This window comes from Bartonella propinqua (assembly GCF_047263965.1).
In the GTDB taxonomy this organism is placed as follows: Bacteria; Pseudomonadota; Alphaproteobacteria; order Rhizobiales; family Rhizobiaceae; genus Bartonella.
Window position 1 is genome coordinate 1 of sequence record NZ_JBLEBK010000005.1, and the last position, 13,793, is coordinate 13,793.

Genomic DNA, 13,793 nt, shown 5'->3' on the forward strand with positions numbered 1-13,793 from the left:
CGATAATTATATTTAATTAAAATTTTTTAAACTAAAACTATTATTATTTATCATAAAAATACAAATTGCTAAATTTCATAATAGATGTATTTTTGATTTTTTTGTTTATCTGTTAATTTTTTTAAGTTAATATTTTTATCATGTTTTTAAAAAAGTGATTTTAATTTAGTGCATTAAGCATTTTTATGTATTTTTTAGAAAAAATAGTAAAGCATATGCACAAATTTTTCAAATTGATATAATTTTCTGTTCATGTTTTAATCATAATGTTTATTTTTATATAGTCAGTTTTAATAAAAATAGTTGACTGGTGAAAGATTGCACTTAAAAAACTTTTGGGAATAAGTGCTCGTTATTTTGGGAATTGTTATCCTAATACTATGTCTGATAAAATGAGTTTACCTTTTGATAAAGAACATATTGAGCCAATAGAATTACGTTCTGCTTTACAAGAGCGCTATTTGGCTTATGCGCTTTCTACCATTACACATCGTGCATTACCTGATGTACGTGATGGGTTGAAACCTGTACATCGACGTATTATCCATGCGATGCGTTTACTCAAGCTTAATCCTAGACAATCCTATGCTAAATGTGCACGGATTGTCGGTGATGTAATGGGAAAATTTCATCCTCATGGTGATGCATCTATTTATGATGCATTAGTGCGCTTGGCTCAAAATTTTGCTGTTCGTTATCCATTAATTGATGGACAGGGCAATTTTGGTAATATTGACGGTGATAATGCCGCTGCTATGCGTTATACGGAAGCACGCATGACTGAAGTGGCTGCGTTACTGCTTGAGGGAATTAATGAAAACGCCATTGACTTTCGCTTAACCTATAATGAAGAAGATGAAGAACCTATTGTTTTACCTGGAGCTTTCCCGAATCTTTTAGCGAATGGTTCATCAGGTATTGCTGTTGGTATGGCAACGTCTATTCCACCGCATAATGTTGCTGAATTGTGCGATGCTGCACTACATTTGATTGCTCATCCTGATGCAAATGATGAAGAATTAAATCAGTTTGTGCTTGGGCCTGATTTCCCAACAGGTGGTATTTTAGTTGAGCCTAAAAAGAGTATTGAGGAATCTTATCGTGTAGGGCGCGGATTCTTTCGGTTGCGTTCACGTTGGCATCAAGAAATTGGTAGTCGTGGTTCTTATGTAATTATTGTGACTGAAATTCCCTATCAAGTTCAAAAGTCACGTCTTATTGAAAAAACAGCAGAGTTACTGCTTGCACGGCGGTTACCAATGCTTGAGGATATTCGTGATGAATCAGCAGAAGATATACGCATTGTGCTGGTTCCTAAAAATCGTACAGTTGATCCTGAACTCCTCATGGAATCCTTGTTTAAATTGACTGATTTTGAAATAAAGTTTCCTCTGAATCTTAATGTTTTATCCTTAGGAAAAGTGCCAAATGTTCTTTCTTTGCGTGAAAGTTTGCAGCAGTGGCTTGAACATCGTCAAGAGGTACTTATTCGTCGTTCTACTTATCGTCTCGATGAAATTAAGTGTCGGTTAGAAATTCTACATGGGTATCTTATTGCATATCTGAATCTTGATGAGGTGATTCAGATTATTCGTGAAGAAGAGGAACCTAAAAAGCAGCTGATTGTACGTTTTGGATTAACAGAAAATCAAGCTGAAGCTATTCTTAATATGCGGTTGCGTTCTTTACGTAAGCTTGAAGAATTAGAAATTCGTAAGGAATTTGATGCTCTAGAAGTTGAAAAAGCGGAGCTGCAAAATTTATTAAATTCCAACGCAAAGCAATGGAAGGTGATTTCGCAAGAAATAATAAAAGTTCGCAACACTTTTGGTTCAGAAACTCCTTTAGGAAAAAGACGTACGACATTTGAAAATGCACCAAGGTATGATGTTGATGAGATTCATCAGGCGATGATTGAAAAAGAGCCAGTAACTATTGTGCTTTCTGAAAAAGGTTGGATGCGTGCTTTAAAAGGTCATTTGAGTGATTATAAAACACTTTCTTTTAAAGAGGGAGATTGCTTGAAATTAGCATTTCCAGCATTCACTACAGATAAAATTGTTATGACGAGTACAGATGGAAGGTTTTTTACTATTAGTGCAAATATTTTGCCTGGAGGTCGAGGACATGGTGAACCGGTTCGTATTTTAATTGATATGGATGACGAGCACGATATTCTTACAGCTTTTGTGCACAATGCGCAGGAAAAACGGCTTTTGATTTCATCTTATGGCAATGGCTTTATTGTGCCTGAAAGCGAGATCATTTCTAATACGCGAAAAGGAAAACAAGTTATGAATGTGAAGTTTCCTGATAAGGTAAAGCTTTGCATTTTGGTAGAGGGTGATTATGTTGCGCTGGTTGGAAAAAATCGCAAAATGCTCATTTTTGCTATTAAGGAAATACCACAAATGAATCGCGGTAAGGGGGTACGTTTGCAACGGTATAAAGATAGTACTGTTTGCGATGCTAAAACTTTCAATTTGTCAGAAGGTTTAAGCTGGCAAGATACAGCGGAACGTAATTTTAATCGCCAAATCGATGAGCTTACTGAGTGGGTAGGTGCTCGTGCTGGAGTTGGACGGTTAGTTCCAAAAGGATTTCCAAAATCAGGAAAATTCACCAATTAATACAGCATAGAATCTTTCAATTAGAGCTACAAAAGTAATATATTTAGTTTGGCTTCATCAGAATATTATAAAGAGGTTCTTTAGACTTTTTTATTGTATTGCATAAATAAGCGTCCACGTTCTGCCCATAAGACGAGAAATATGGCAATGAGGCTTAAGAAGAAAAAACCTGCTGAATTAGGAATTGTTGTTTCGTTAAATTGTTGTGCAATAAAAAAAGCAAGACCTGTGCCAATAGAGCTTTGAAGAAAGCTAGATATAGAAGATGCAGTTCCAGCAATTTTTCCGACAGGCTCAAGAGCGAGTGTATTGAAATTAGCCATCATCCCACCACATGCAAACATGAGTGTACAGTATAACAGCATGTAAAAAGTAAAGGACACAACACCACCTGCTAAAATTGAGCTAACAAACCAAATACATGAAATAATACAAAATAGCAAAAGCATACTATGGGCGATACGTCGCATTCCAATACGTCCAACGAGTAGAGAGTTCAAGAGAGACGCCATAATTTCAAATCCAGCGCTAACCGCAAAAGCAACAGGAAACCAAAATCCTAAATTATAGATTCCTTCATAAATTTGTTGCGATGTATTAATAGATATAAAAAGACAGCTTAAGATGATAGAAGCAGCAAGTGTGTAACAAAGACTAGTGCGATTAGTTATAACAATCCCAAAGTTATTTTTAATAGAAAAAAAAGAAAGAGAGCGCTGTGTGTAAAGAGTTTCAGGTAAGCGTAGATAAATCCAAATCATGAGCCCAAAACCAATAAGAGCCATAAATATAAAAATAAATTGCCAATGTCCAAACAACAAAATAATTTGTCCTGTTGCTGGTCCAACCATTGGTGCAATGAGAAAAACCATCATGACTATAGATATAACCTCTGCCATCTTTCGACCGTCATAGAGGTCGCGTATGATAGAAACTGTGAGCACACGCATAGCTGCTCCTCCAGTGCCCTGTAAAGCACGCAGAACCAGTAATGTAGACAAATTTGATACAAATGCACAGAGGATTGCTGAAAACGTATAAAAAGCAAGACCAATAAGGACAAGTTTACGGCGTCCATAACGATCGCTTATGGGACCAAAAAATATTTGCGTAACACTGTAGCTGATAAGATAGCAAGAAATAATGTAATGCTGGTAGTTTTCATTAACAATATGCAGATTATTTAAAATGTCAGGCATAGCTGGTAGCATAATATCAATAGCTATGGAATTAATTGTCATGAGTGCTGCAAGGAGAATAACAAATTCCTTATACCCAATCTTTTTTTTGATAGCATCTATGTGTTTTCGTTCATCGATTGAATATAACATATGCCCCCCTTAAGAAATAAAAAATTCCATTGAAAAATATTTTACAAAACTTTGAAATAAATCAAAGTTTATTTATGTTATGATATATTATAGGGAATATTTTTTTCTTCTAGAAGTTTTTGTAATTCTTTATTCTGAAACATTTCTTTAACAATATCGCAACCCCCAATAAATTCTCCTTTAATATAAAGTTGCGGAATTGTTGGCCAATTTGAGTACTCTTTTATGGCTTGACGTAATTCATTTGAGGTAAGGATATTAATTCCTTTATAATTTAATCCTAAATACTCAAGAATTTGAACGACTTGTCCAGAAAATCCACATTGTGGAGAGCTGGGGGTGCCTTTCATGAATAAAACGACATTATTTGCTTTAATTTCTTCATCAATAAAATCATGAGTTGTAGTCATTTTTATTCCTTAATATTGCACATTTGAAAGGGATATATTCATATTAGCATCATTTTTCTAATTGCGTATTTATAAAATGAATGCAAGAAGAAATTTTAAATTCATTGGGGAACGCTTGTTTGAAGTGCTAAAGCATGTAGCAGATTTCCCATATTACCTTGAAGGGCATCATAAACCATTCTGTGTTGCTGAACACGGTTTTTTCCTCGAAAACTTTCTGAAATAACTTCTGCAGCGTAATGTTCACCATCTCCCGCAAGGTCATGAATTATCACTTTTGCATCAGGGATATTTTCACGAATAAGGATTTCAATTTCATGAGCACTCATTGCCATGGTCATTCTCCAGTGTTTGTTTACTATACTCGTGAGAATAGTATATAGTCAAATGGAAGTGAATCATTATTTATTTTCACCCATAAATTCTGGAAACCAGTTTTCATAAGCTTGTGTGAGCTTAGATACCGAGAGATTGAACATGTCCTTTATATCAAGCGCATTGCCTTCAACTATACCAAGTTTTGTTACGGAAACTTCATGTATTCTTGCTAAATCTTCAAAGTTATTGAGTGCATTGGGTTTGATAGCTAAAAGGTAACGCCCTTGATCTTCACCAAAAAGCTCAGCATGACAAGGTGATTTATTACTTAATTCTACTCTGACTCCTTTTCCTGCTTTAATCACCATTTCTGCAAGCGCAATCGCTAACCCTCCATCAGAAATGTCATGAGCGGCATGAACAAAACCACGATGAATAACATCTCGAACAAATTGTCCATGCTTTTTTTCAAGTTGCAAATCTACGTGAGGTGGTGCACCTGCATCAATATTTAAAATATCACGCGCATAAATCGACTGTCCCAAGTGTGAGCCGCAAGAACCAATCAAAACAATAATATCGTCATTTTGCATACCACTGATTGTGGTTCTTTTCGACCAATTTTCTAGAAGGCCAACACCCGCTATTGTCGGTGTAGGAAGAATTGCTTCTCCATTGGTTTCATTATAAAGGGAGACATTACCTGAGACGATAGGGAAATCGAGGATTCTACAAGCTTCACCTATGCCTTTAATGGCGAGAACCAATTGTCCCATAATTTCAGGTTTTTCAGGATTACCAAAATTAAGATTATCTGTCGCTGCTAGTGGTGTTGCGCCTGTGGTACTAATATTGCGCCAACATTCTGCAACAGCTTGTTTTCCTCCTTCATAAGGATCAGCTTCACAATAGCGAGGCGTTACATCAGAAGAAAAAGCAAGGGCACGTTCATCGTTATGATTGACACGAATGATTCCTGCATCACCTCCAGGACCAACAAGGCTATTTCCTTGTATAAGCGTATCATATTGTTCATAAACCCATCTGCGTGAACTTTGATTTGCAGAGTTCAATAATGTAAGGAGTACATCAGCAAGATTTTCAACTTTTTTGAATGTTTCTGCTTTAAGGGTAGGTTTTTTGGTAGGCTCTATCCAAGGACGATCATAAACAGGCGCTTCATTCCCGAGTTCTTTGATTGGGAGATTAACGACTTCTTCTCCTTGATGCAATACACGAAAACGTAAATCATCTGTTGTTTTTCCAATAACGGAAAAGTGAAGACCCCACTTATGAAAAATTGCAGATGCTTGTTGTTCTAATTCTGGTTTCAGCACCATGAGCATACGTTCTTGACTTTCAGAAAGCATCATTTCATAGGCCGTCATCTTTTCTTCACGAACAGGAACTTTATCGAGATTAAGCTTTATTCCTAAATTGCCTTTTGCACCCATTTCAACGGCAGAGGATGTTAATCCTGCTGCCCCCATATCCTGAATAGCAATCACAGCTCCAAGTTCCATGAGTTCTAAACAAGCTTCAAGAAGGCATTTTTCAGTAAAAGGGTCACCGACTTGAACGGTTGGGCGTTTTTCACTAATTGAATCATCGAATTCGGTAGAAGCCATTGTTGCTCCACCAACACCGTCACGTCCTGTTTTAGCTCCGAGATAAACAACAGGAAGTCCTACTCCTTGTGCTTTAGAGTAAAAAATAGAGTTTGTCTTTGCAATACCGGCTGCAAAAGCATTAACGAGAATATTGCCATTATAACGTTCGTCAAAATTTACTTCTCCACCAATGGTGGGAACGCCAAAAGAATTGCTGTAGCCACCGATTCCAGAAACAACACCAGAAACAAGATGGCGTGTTCGGGGATGATGAGGTGCTCCAAATCGCAATGCATTCATAACTGCGACGGGACGAGCACCCATTGTAAAGACATCACGCAAAATACCACCAACACCTGTTGCAGCACCTTGGTAAGGTTCAATGTAAGAAGGATGGTTATGGCTTTCCATTTTGAAAACTACACATTGCCCTTTACCGATATCAACAACACCAGCATTTTCACCAGGACCTTGAATGACATATTTACCTTGTGTTGGTAAAGTTTTAAGCCACTTTTTAGATGATTTGTAAGAACAATGTTCATTCCACATTGCAGAAAAAATTCCAAGTTCAGTAAATGTCGGCTCTCTACCAATCAAGGTGAGGATATGTTGATATTCATCGTTTTTTAGACCATGTTGCGCAATCAATTCTGGGGTAATGGTGATGTTATTGCAAGGTTTCATGAGTATTTTGTTCCGTCAAATTAATTAAAATTGAGCATTTGATTATTTTAAACCTCACCAGTTTAGATCATAAGCGATTGCGTTATTTGATAATAAAATCGTTTATAAACTATAAGCTGAAATTTTGGTCGTTTGCTTAGTGGCTTCAGAGATTAAAAATGGTTTTTAAATAAATTTTTGTTTATTAAAGCAATAATATTCCATTGTTATTCGTTGTTGTTCGTAAAAAGCTGGGTTAATAAATTCACTACGTAGAGTGTGAAAGATTATATGGTTAGAATTTAGCTAACACAAAATCCCTTTTTTATAATTATCCATTTGTTAATTCTAAAACACTTTGGAAAAGTAAACGACCATCAGTGCCGCCATGTGCAGGTTCAATAAAATTTTCAGGATGAGGCATCATACCAAGAATATTACCAGCTTTATTGATAATACCAGCAATATTATTAATCGAGCCGTTAGGATTTGTGTTTTCTGTATAGCGGAAAATAATTTGTTCATTATCTTCTATCTGTTTTAACGTTTCACCATCAACGAAATAATTTCCATCGTGGTGAGCAACAGGACAACGGATGATTTGCCCTTTAGAATAATACCGAGAAAATTTTGTGTTGGCATTTGTTACTTCAAGTTTTATTTCACGACAAACAAATTTTAATGAAGCATTACGCATTAAAGCACCTGGTAACAATCCAGCTTCCAATAAAATTTGAAATCCATTACATATGCCTATTATCGTGATACCTTTTTGTGCTTTTTCACGAACAGCTTGCAAGACTGGTGTTCGTGCACCAATAGCGCCACATCTTAAATAGTCACCGTAAGAGAAACCGCCCGGAATAACAATAACATCTACGTCTGGAATCGTTGTATCTGTTTGCCAAATTTTAAGTGGTTCAACTCCTGTTATGTGGAATAATGCTGCAACCATATCCTGATCGCGATTTAACCCAGGTAATTGAATAATAGCAGTTTTCATAGAGATATCCGCTTAAAGAAGTTCTATAGTATAATTTTCAATGACAGTATTCGCAAGTAGTTCTTTACACATCTGCTCAAGCTTTTGCATTGCAGTGTTAGCGGGCATATCATCAAGATTAATATCAAAAACTTTCCCTTGGCGGATAGAGTGAATGTCTGTAAAAGCTAAACTCTTTAAAGCACCGACAATCGCTTCTCCTTGTGGATCAAGGACGCTATTTTTTAAAGTAACTATAATGCGTGCTTTCATTTTTTATTTCCTATTGTCGAAAAGGATCTCTTTTTTGAAGAAGAATACGTACATATAAAGGAATGGGAATATTACATCACCTTGTTTTATTTTACTAAAACAGGACCGCTTTGTCGTGTAGGTTCGTTTTCATTGATGATACCAAGGCGTTTTGCAACCTCTTGATAGGCATTAATGAGCCCTCCCATATCACGACGAAAACGATCTTTATCCATTTTTTCTTGTGTTTGCATATCCCATAATCTGGCAGAATCAGGCGAAATTTCATCAGCAAGAATAACGCGCATTGTTTCATTTTCCCATAAGCGACCAAATTCCATTTTAAAATCAATTAATTGAATATTAACACCTGCAAAAAGCCCAGAAAGAAAGTCATTAATACGAATTGAAAGCTGCATAATATCTTCTATCTCTTGTGGGGCTGCCCATCCAAAGGCGGTGATATGTTCTTCAGTTACCATTGGGTCATCAAGAGAGTCATTTTTGTAATAAAACTCAACGATGGGTTGCGAAAGAGCTGTTCCTTCTGCCAATCCCAAACGTTTAGAAAGAGATCCAGCAGCAACGTTACGAACAACAACTTCCAGAGGAATAATTTCAACCGCTTTAATAAGTTGTTCGCGCATATTTATACGCTTGATAAAGTGTGTTGGGATGCCCAAACGACTAAGATGGCTAAAAATATGCTCTGAAATACGGTTATTTAAAACTCCTTTGCCATCAATAATCTCATGTTTTTTTGCATTAAAGGCAGTTGCATCATCTTTAAAAAACTGAATATAGGTTCCTGGCTCAGGTCCTTCATATAAAATTTTAGCCTTGCCTTCATAAATACGGTGGCGACGATTCATTATGATTCTCTATTTATTTGAGGGGTCTTAAATAGCATTGATAACCAATATTATCCTAATTGACAGAAATTCTCAATGATTGCTACAATTTTTATTATCTGGGTTTTATTAAAAGGAAAAAACTACATAGGTAAGTGAGGAAAGTAGGTTAAAGTTTTGCAAGAAAATGGGCAAGAACCATAAGTCCTTCGGGCCAAGGTCCATGTCCAGATTCTACATTGATATGACCAGACTGCCCAGCATCAACAAAGAGTGCTCCCCAATCATTGGCAAGTTTTTCTGCTACGGGAAATGGGCAAAATTCATCGTTGCGGCTGGCTACGACTACAGAGGGAAAAGGCAATTTTTCGCTGTGATATGGGCCAAATGTCTTTAAATGCTGTGGACGTATTTTTTCATTAGCTATGTCTGGAGGCGCAACAAAAAAAGCACCACGAATTTTTTTTGCATTCTGTAACGTTGCATGAATAGCTGTGGGAACCCCTAATGAATGAGCAATAATTACAACAGGTTTTTGAGCTTGTGCAATGGCAATTTTAACCTTATTAACCCATTCTTCACAAACAGGCTTTGACCAATGGGTTTGTTTAACGCGGTGAGCTGTAGACAATTTTTGTTCCCAGCGCGTTTGCCAATGGTCAGAACTAGACCCTTTATAGCCAGGCACAATAAGAATATCGAGTTGATTGACTTTCATAAATTGCTTCCTGCATTATTACCCAAAGACGCGTTTAAAAATAGTGTCGATATGCTTTGTGTGGTAAGAAAGGTCAAATTTTTCGCGAAGCTCTGATTCACTTAAAGCTTTTGTAACATCTTTGTCGTTAAGCAGTTCTTCTAAAAAATCTTTCCCTTGTTCCCAAACCTTCATCGCATTTCGTTGTACAATTTGATAAGAATCTTCACGACTTATTCCAGCTTGTGTAAGCGCCAAAAGCACCCGTTGTGAATGAACAAGACCACGAAACTTATTGAGATTCTTTTGCATATTATCTGGGTAAACAATGAGATTTTCAATTACGGATGTCAGACGAGCAAGAGCAAAATCAAGTGTAATAGTGGCATCAGGACCAATATAACGTTCAACAGATGAATGAGAAATATCACGTTCATGCCAAAGTGCTACATTTTCCATGGCAGGTATTGTAAATGCACGCACCATACGCGCTAGTCCAGTTAAATTTTCTGTTAAAACTGGATTACGTTTATGAGGCATAGCGGATGAACCTTTTTGCCCAGGTGAAAAATGCTCTTCTGCTTCAAGAACTTCTGTTCGCTGTAGATGGCGAATTTCTATAGCTAGTCTTTCAATAGATGAAGCAATAACACCAAGTGTCGCAAAAAACATGGCGTGACGATCACGTGGTATAACTTGGGTAGAAACGGGTTCAGCACGCATTCCCAATGCTTTTGCTACATGTTCTTCAACACGTGGATCGATATTAGCAAAAGTTCCGACAGCTCCTGAGATTGCGCAAGTAGAAATCTCTTCACGTGCTGCAAGAAGACGTTTGCGACAGCGGGAAAATTCAGCATATGCAAGAGCAAATTTAACTCCAAACGTTGTTGGCTCAGCATGGATACCGTGACTTCGTCCAATAGTGATTGTTTCTTTATGTTCAATTGCGCGCTTTTTTAATGCTTGAAGAAGGTACTCTATGTCTTTTAGCAAAATATCACTGGCACGCATTAATTGAATATTAAGCGTTGTATCTAGAATGTCTGATGATGTCATGCCTTGGTGTACAAAGCGAGCTTCTGAGCCAATAAATTCAGCTAAGTGCGTTAAAAATGCTATAACATCATGCTTGGTGATTGCCTCAATTTCATTAATGCGATTTACATCAAATTTGGCAACTTTTCCTTTTTCCCAAATGATTTTTGCTGCTTCTTTTGGAATAATACCCAGTTGAGCGAGTGCATCGCAGGCATGCGCTTCGATTTCAAACCAAATACGATATTTCGTTTCTGGTGACCAAATTGTTACCATTTCAGAGCGAGAATAACGTTCTATCATAATTTTTCCTTATTGTGAGAGGGATGCAGCTTGGCGCAATGCGTTAATACGTGTTTTGTAAAGCTCTTTGTTTCCATTTTTATAAATTGCAGAACCTGCAACAAATACATTTGCGCCAGCTTTTGCAGCTATTCCAATTGTATCAACAGTGATCCCACCATCAACTTCAAGATCAATAGGTCTATTGGCAATCATATTTTTGACACGTTTAATTTTATCTTGCATTGCTGGAATGAAATTTTGTCCACCAAAACCAGGGTTAACAGTCATGATTAAAATAAGATCTAATTGATCAAGTACATATTCAAGTATATGTTCTGGTGTACTAGGATTAATTGACACTCCTGCTTTTTTTCCCATTGCTTTAATTGTTTGTAATGAACGGTGAAGATGAGGGGTTGCTTCTGCATGAATGGTTATAATATCTGATCCCACTTTTGCAAAGGCTTCAAGATAAGGATCTGCTGGCGCGATCATCAGATGAACATCAAATATTGCTTTAGTTAATGGACGTAATGCTTTAATAATATCGGGTCCGAAAGTAATATTAGGAACAAAGTGACCATCCATTACATCAAGATGCAGCCAATCGGCACCAGCATTAACACTATCCAAGACTTCTTGGCCAAGTTTAGAAAAATCAGAAGCCAAGAGTGAAGATGAAATGAGGTGAGAATGAGGCATTAAGATCTCCTTGAGATGGTTCTTTTTAGCATGTAGTTTTGCATGTTAAAATATCATTTATGTTATGGTGCAAAAATAATAAGAATATATAGTAGATTTTTTTATAGAAATGTTTTTTAAAAATTTAAAAGCTGTATAAGTGAAAGATATGCCAAATCATACAACACATTTAATGCCTAAACTTCAACATATTGTTGCTACTGCTTCTTCGCAAGAATATCGGGATACGATGAGTCATTTTGCAGGGGCTGTGCATGTTGTGACAACAAATGGCCTTAAGGGAAGGCGTGGGGTGACAGTATCAGCTTGTTGTTCTTTATCAGATAATCCACCAATGCTTCTTGTTTGTCTTATGCGCCAGAACCCTAAAAATAAGTTATTTATGGAGAATGGAAATTTTTGTGTTAATAGCTTAGCAGGAAAACATCGTTCCATAGCAGATATTTTTTCTGGGCGTTGTAATTTCACACAAACTGAACATTTTGATATAGCGCAATGGGGGACTTTGCAAACTGGTGCTCCCAGTCTTTCAGATGCTTTAGCGTCACTTGATTGTCGTTTAGTTTGTTGGCACGAACATGCATCTCATTATGTTTTGATTGGTGAAGTTGTTGCAATAAATCGTAATCAAGAAAAAGATGCTTTGATCTATTTGAATCGTGAATATCATACTCTGCCGTTATAAAGATTTTTTTTGTGTTCAGCTCATTTTTTACTAATGTGTTCGAGTTTTAGCTCAATATCTGCTGGATAAGGCTCTTTTATATGATCTTGAATATTTACGTTTTTTTCTTTGTATACGCTTATAGATGTTGCTGAAAAAGATATTTATAAAAGTGAAATGATAAAAATTATCACAAAATAATAACATGCTCTGCAAAAAAGTGGCTAGAAACCTTGAAACAGTGACTTAAAATATATGTGTGTGCTGTTATAAAAAAGCATTTTACTCTTGTACTGGTCAATATTGCACAATATATAGACCGCACATACCATATGTGAAGGTTTTATGGCATGAGCAAACAGGTTGATGGTCAATATCGTCCTAGTGAAGATGAGCCTTTTATGAATGAGCGACAAAAGGCGTATTTTCGTGCTAAGTTAGTTTCTTGGAAAAATGACATATTGAAAGAAGCTCGTGAAACTTTAGAAAATTTGCAAGAAGATAATGTTGGTCAACCTGATTTGACTGATAGAGCGTCTTGCGAAACTAATCGTACTATTGAATTGCGTGCGCGTGATCGCCAAAGAAAGCTTATTTCAAAGATAGATGCAGCTTTGGAACGTATTGATAATGGAACTTATGGATTTTGTGAAGAAACGGGTGAACCTATTAGTATAAAGCGTCTTGAGGCTCGACCGATTGCAGTTTTGTCATTAGAAGCGCAAGAACGCCATGAACGGCAAGAGAGGGTTTATCGTGACGATTGAAAGCAATTGTAATGATGAAAAAATAAATTTCTTGGTGTGAGGAATTCGCGATTTTATTTTTTTGGGACAGGAATAGATAAGGATGGTTCTTGTCGTCCTTCAATCTCTGCAGTAATTGCTGAATCTTCAAAACGTTGTTTCATAAAAGACGTGGAAATATTATTGTGTGCATGTTTTATTTCCTTCGCAGGAAAAGATACTTTTTCTGTGAGTTCCTGATTTTGATTCGTTTCTGTTTTTGTCAATTTGAATTGTGTGTCTTTTTTTTGTTTATCAATACTTTTGTGTGTAATGTGTGCATTCATAATATCAGATTCTATAACGATATCTGTTGATCCTCCAATAAGAATTAAATGCTCTGTGTCATCACGACGTACCAAAATAAGATGACGTGTACGATCAATAGCGATCGTATCACATATGATTAACCGTCGTGGATGCTTTTTTTTGTCAGAGTTTCCTGTATTTAAATGGCGTAAAAACATAATGATTACAGCAATGGCTATTATTACCATTATGAAGAGCACAAAATTTATGATTGCGTCTGCTGCGGGTGCGCCTATTTGGCTTGATAACCAGACATGCATGCT

General features: G+C 36.6%; 14 protein-coding genes. 3 read left to right on the forward strand and 11 right to left on the reverse strand.

Going from position 1 to position 13,793, the window contains the following annotated elements; all coding sequences use genetic code 11:
• Positions 1 to 380 precede the first annotated feature (380 nt).
• Positions 381 to 2,630, forward strand: coding sequence for a DNA topoisomerase IV subunit A (gene parC, locus ACMFKV_RS04690; protein WP_413154622.1), 2,250 nt, complete (start codon positions 381 to 383; stop codon positions 2,628 to 2,630).
• Between the two features lie 80 nt (positions 2,631 to 2,710).
• Here parC and ACMFKV_RS04695 read toward each other — a convergent pair whose 3' ends face one another.
• The 10 genes from ACMFKV_RS04695 to rpe all read right to left on the reverse strand — a co-directional run bounded on the left by ACMFKV_RS04695 (position 2,711) and on the right by rpe (position 11,772).
• Positions 2,711 to 3,961, reverse strand: a complete 1,251-nt coding sequence (locus ACMFKV_RS04695) for a multidrug effflux MFS transporter (RefSeq protein ID WP_336288317.1) — start codon at positions 3,959 to 3,961, stop codon at positions 2,711 to 2,713.
• Between the two features lie 77 nt (positions 3,962 to 4,038).
• Positions 4,039 to 4,371, reverse strand: a complete 333-nt coding sequence (grxD, locus tag ACMFKV_RS04700) for a Grx4 family monothiol glutaredoxin (RefSeq protein ID WP_336288318.1) — start codon at positions 4,369 to 4,371, stop codon at positions 4,039 to 4,041.
• Positions 4,372 to 4,472: 101 nt separating this feature from the next.
• The gene (locus ACMFKV_RS04705; protein WP_332061076.1) at positions 4,473 to 4,706 is read right to left on the reverse strand and encodes a BolA family transcriptional regulator; all 234 of its coding nucleotides are present in this window, start codon (positions 4,704 to 4,706) and stop codon (positions 4,473 to 4,475) included.
• A 66-nt stretch (positions 4,707 to 4,772) separates the two neighbouring features.
• Positions 4,773 to 6,986: a phosphoribosylformylglycinamidine synthase subunit PurL gene (gene purL / locus ACMFKV_RS04710; RefSeq protein WP_413154623.1), complete on the reverse strand. Its 2,214-nt coding sequence runs from the start codon at positions 6,984 to 6,986 to the stop codon at positions 4,773 to 4,775.
• 310 nt (positions 6,987 to 7,296) lie between these two features.
• Positions 7,297 to 7,968: a phosphoribosylformylglycinamidine synthase subunit PurQ gene (gene purQ / locus ACMFKV_RS04715; protein ID WP_413154624.1), complete on the reverse strand. Its 672-nt coding sequence runs from the start codon at positions 7,966 to 7,968 to the stop codon at positions 7,297 to 7,299.
• A 12-nt stretch (positions 7,969 to 7,980) separates the two neighbouring features.
• Positions 7,981 to 8,220, reverse strand: a complete 240-nt coding sequence (purS, locus tag ACMFKV_RS04720) for a phosphoribosylformylglycinamidine synthase subunit PurS (protein ID WP_336288321.1) — start codon at positions 8,218 to 8,220, stop codon at positions 7,981 to 7,983.
• An 86-nt stretch (positions 8,221 to 8,306) separates the two neighbouring features.
• On the reverse strand, positions 8,307 to 9,071 hold the full coding sequence (purC, locus tag ACMFKV_RS04725) for a phosphoribosylaminoimidazolesuccinocarboxamide synthase (protein ID WP_332061080.1): 765 nt from the start codon (positions 9,069 to 9,071) through the stop codon (positions 8,307 to 8,309).
• A 148-nt stretch (positions 9,072 to 9,219) separates the two neighbouring features.
• Entirely contained in the window at positions 9,220 to 9,768 is a 549-nt protein-coding gene (locus ACMFKV_RS04730; protein ID WP_336288323.1) for an RBBP9/YdeN family alpha/beta hydrolase, read from the reverse strand.
• Between the two features lie 18 nt (positions 9,769 to 9,786).
• On the reverse strand, positions 9,787 to 11,088 hold the full coding sequence (gene purB, locus ACMFKV_RS04735; protein WP_336288324.1) for an adenylosuccinate lyase: 1,302 nt from the start codon (positions 11,086 to 11,088) through the stop codon (positions 9,787 to 9,789).
• 9 nt (positions 11,089 to 11,097) lie between these two features.
• Positions 11,098 to 11,772, reverse strand: coding sequence for a ribulose-phosphate 3-epimerase (rpe, locus tag ACMFKV_RS04740; protein ID WP_336288325.1), 675 nt, complete (start codon positions 11,770 to 11,772; stop codon positions 11,098 to 11,100).
• A gap of 148 nt (positions 11,773 to 11,920) precedes the next feature.
• Here rpe and ACMFKV_RS04745 point away from each other — a divergent pair, with 148 nt between their 5' ends.
• Both ACMFKV_RS04745 and dksA read left to right on the forward strand, forming a co-directional pair.
• On the forward strand, positions 11,921 to 12,457 hold the full coding sequence (locus ACMFKV_RS04745) for a flavin reductase family protein (RefSeq protein ID WP_336288326.1): 537 nt from the start codon (positions 11,921 to 11,923) through the stop codon (positions 12,455 to 12,457).
• Between the two features lie 329 nt (positions 12,458 to 12,786).
• Complete coding sequence (gene dksA, locus ACMFKV_RS04750) at positions 12,787 to 13,203, forward strand: RNA polymerase-binding protein DksA (protein WP_413154626.1); 417 nt, start codon at positions 12,787 to 12,789, stop codon at positions 13,201 to 13,203.
• 53 nt (positions 13,204 to 13,256) lie between these two features.
• On the opposite strand, the gene ACMFKV_RS04755 is transcribed toward dksA, so the two are convergent.
• The gene (locus tag ACMFKV_RS04755; RefSeq protein ID WP_413154627.1) at positions 13,257 to 13,790 is read right to left on the reverse strand and encodes a hypothetical protein; all 534 of its coding nucleotides are present in this window, start codon (positions 13,788 to 13,790) and stop codon (positions 13,257 to 13,259) included.
• Between the last annotated feature and the right edge of the window lie 3 nt (positions 13,791 to 13,793).